Origin of the sequence: Aquirufa regiilacus, from assembly GCF_032470275.1 — a bacterium.
GTDB lineage: Bacteria > Bacteroidota > Bacteroidia > Cytophagales > Spirosomataceae > Aquirufa > Aquirufa regiilacus.
Genome location: NZ_JAVNWW010000004.1, coordinates 1 through 3,277 on the forward strand (window position 1 = coordinate 1; position 3,277 = coordinate 3,277).

Below are 3,277 nucleotides of genomic sequence, written 5' to 3' on the forward strand. Positions count from 1 at the left end.
GACTAGCGACTGTAGGGCATAAAAAAAGACCCACACTTTTGGTGCAGGTCTTCTATAATAACTTGGAGCTTACTTACTTTCCCGGGTTTGATCCCAGTATCATCAGCGGTGCGGGGCTTAACTTCTCTGTTCGAGATGGGAAGAGGTGAACACCCGTCCTATCGGCTCCATACTTTTTACAAGGTCATAGCCTTTTTCCATATTGTGAGATAAAATAAACAGCAGTGTGTAAATTAATAAAAGGTAAGCTTTCGGGTAATTAGTACTACTCGACTTTGACATTACTGCCTTTACATCTGTAGCCTATCGACCGTGTCGTCTACACGGACCCTTCATGGAATACTCATCTTCAGGTCAGTTTCGCACTTAGATGCTTTCAGCGCTTATCTGGTCCCGACGTGGCTACTCAGCTATGCCCTTGGCAGAACAACTGATATACCAGCGGTCAGTCCAACTCGGTCCTCTCGTACTAAAGTCAGAACCTGTCAATATTCCTACGCCCACAACAGATAGGGACCGAACTGTCTCACGACGTTCTGAACCCAGCTCGCGTGCCACTTTAATCGGCGAACAGCCGAACCCTTGGGACCTTCTCCAGCCCCAGGATGTGACGAGCCGACATCGAGGTGCCAAACCTCCCCGTCGATGTGAGCTCTTGGGGGAGATCAGCCTGTTATCCCCAGAGTACCTTTTATCCTTTGAGCGATGGCTGTTCCATACTAAACCACCGGATCACTATATCCTACTTTCGTACCTGATCGACTTGTCGGTCTCACAGTCAAGCTCCCTTTTGCTATTGCACTCTACGCACGGTTACCAAGCGTGCTGAGGGAACCTTTGAAAGCCTCCGTTACTCTTTTGGAGGCGACCACCCCAGTCAAACTACCCACCAAGCAATGTCTCCCCTTTGGGGATTAGAATTCCAGTACAAGAAGGGTGGTATTTCAACGTTGGCTCCCCGATGCCTAGCGACACCGGCTCACAGCCTCCCACCTATCCTACACATCCAGTACCAAAACTCAATGCTAAGCTATAGTAAAGGTTCATGGGGTCTTTCCGTCCCGTTGCGGGTAAACGGCATCTTCACCGTTACTACAATTTCACCGAGCTCACGGCTGAGACAGTGCCCAGATCGTTACACCATTCGTGCAGGTCGGAACTTACCCGACAAGGAATTTCGCTACCTTAGGACCGTTATAGTTACGGCCGCCGTTTACTGGGGCTTCAGTTCAATGCTTCGCCTTGCGGCTAACATCCCCCCTTAACCTTCCAGCACCGGGCAGGTGTCAGGCCTTATACGTCATCTTTCGATTTAGCAAAGCCATGTGTTTTTGTTAAACAGTCGCCTGGGCCATTTCTCTGCGGCCACGATTGCTCGTGGCTCCCTTTATCCCGAAGTTACAGGGTTAATTTGCCGAGTTCCTTAGCCGTGATTCACTCGAGCGCCTTAGAATATTCTTCTCGACCACCTGTGTCGGTTTACGGTACGGGTTACTTATTAGTTATACACGCCTAGACTTTTCTTGGAAGTTTACTCACTACACTCGTTTTGGCATTGCTGCCGCCTCTCAAAGACACTATTCCGTCAGTATCTGGTAACCTGTAATCTCCGTCATCTATTTGCCCAATAAGTAAGTGCAGGAATATTAACCTGCTGTGCATTAGATTGTCGCTTTCGCTAGACCCTTAGCCCCCGACTAACCCTCAGTTGATTAGCATAGCTGAGGAAACCTTAGTCTTTCGGCGTGAGGGTTTCTCGCCCTCATTATCGTTACTCATGCCTACATTTGCTTTTCTGAACGCTCCAGCAAAGCTTGTCGCTTCACCTTCACCGCTGATCAGAATGCTCCCCTACCAGTATATAAATATAATCCAAAGCTTCGGTACTTTACTTGATGCCCGTTTATTATCGATGCCCGCCTCGCTCGACCAGTGAGCTGTTACGCACTCTTTAAATGAATAGCTGCTTCCAAGCTAACATCCTGGCTGTCACTGCAATCAGACTTCCTTAGTTCAACTTAGTAAAGATTTTGGGACCTTAGCTGTTGGTCTGGGTTCTTTCCCTCTCGGATTGGGACCTTAGCACCCCAACCCTCACTCCCGGGTATATTTTAAGCCATTCAGAGTTCATCAGGATTTGGTAGGATTTGACTCCCCCTAGTCCTATTGGTAGCTTTACCTGCTTAAAACTTAACCCCGAGGCTGTTCCTAAAAACATTTCGGGGAGTACGAGCTATTTCTCAGTTTGATTGGCCTTTCACCCCTACCCACAAGTCATCCAAATACTTTTCAACGTAAACTGGTTCGGTCCTCCACTCCGTGTTATCGGAGCTTCAACCTGCTCATGGGTAGATCACAAAGTTTCGCGTCTACTCCCACTGACTAAGCGCCCTATTCAGACTCGCTTTCGCTCCGGCTGCTCACATCTATATGATTAACCTCGCCAGTGAAAGTAACTCGTAGGCTCATTATGCAAAAGGCACGCCGTCACCCCAAAAAGGGCTCCGACCGCTTGTAAGCGTATGGTTTCAGGGTCTTTTCACCCCCTTACTCAGGGTACTTTTCACCTTTCCTTCACAGTACTCGTTCACTATCGGTCTCTTGGTAGTATTTAGCCTTACCGGATGGTGCCGGCAGATTCAAAGGGGATTTCTCCAGTCCCCCCCTACTCAGGATACCACTACAATTATATAAGCTTACCAATACAGGGCTCTCACCTCCTACGGCCTGCCTTCCCAGACAGTTCTTGTTCCTTTATATAATCGATATCGTGGTCCTACAACCCCAGTCTTGCCGCAACAACACTGGTTTGGGCTAATCCGCGTTCGCTCGCCACTACTTACGGAATCACTTTTGTTTTCTCTTCCTCTGCTTACTTAGATGTTTCAGTTCAGCAGGTTCGCCTTCTATCTTAAATAGAATAATAGATCTTCAATCTACTGGGTTGCCCCATTCGGAAATCATCGGATCAAAGGTCTTGTGCACCTCCCCGAAGCTTATCGCAGCTTAACACGTCCTTCATCGCCTCCAAGAGCCTAGGCATCCCCCATACGCCCTTAATTCACTTACTCTTTTATAATATATCTTCATCCCGAAGGATTCAATAATTCTAATTTGCTCTTACTCTTTACTTTATTCTCACAATATGTCAAAGAACCTTGTGTGAAATTCAATAAGCTTGCGCTCATCTCATTCACATCGTTCCCAAATTCCGATCTCCACATTTGGAAAGGGTAGGGGTGGTGTTTTCAGTCGCTAGTCACTAGTCGTTAGTCAT

General features: G+C 47.6%; 2 rRNA genes. Both read right to left on the minus strand.

The features are described 5' to 3' along the window. Positions 1-60 precede the first annotated feature (60 nt). Positions 61-172, minus strand: a 5S ribosomal RNA gene (gene rrf / locus PQG45_RS08665). Positions 173-239: 67 nt separating this feature from the next. Continuing rightward, positions 240-3,071 (minus strand): 23S ribosomal RNA (locus tag PQG45_RS08670). Between the last annotated feature and the right edge of the window lie 206 nt (positions 3,072-3,277).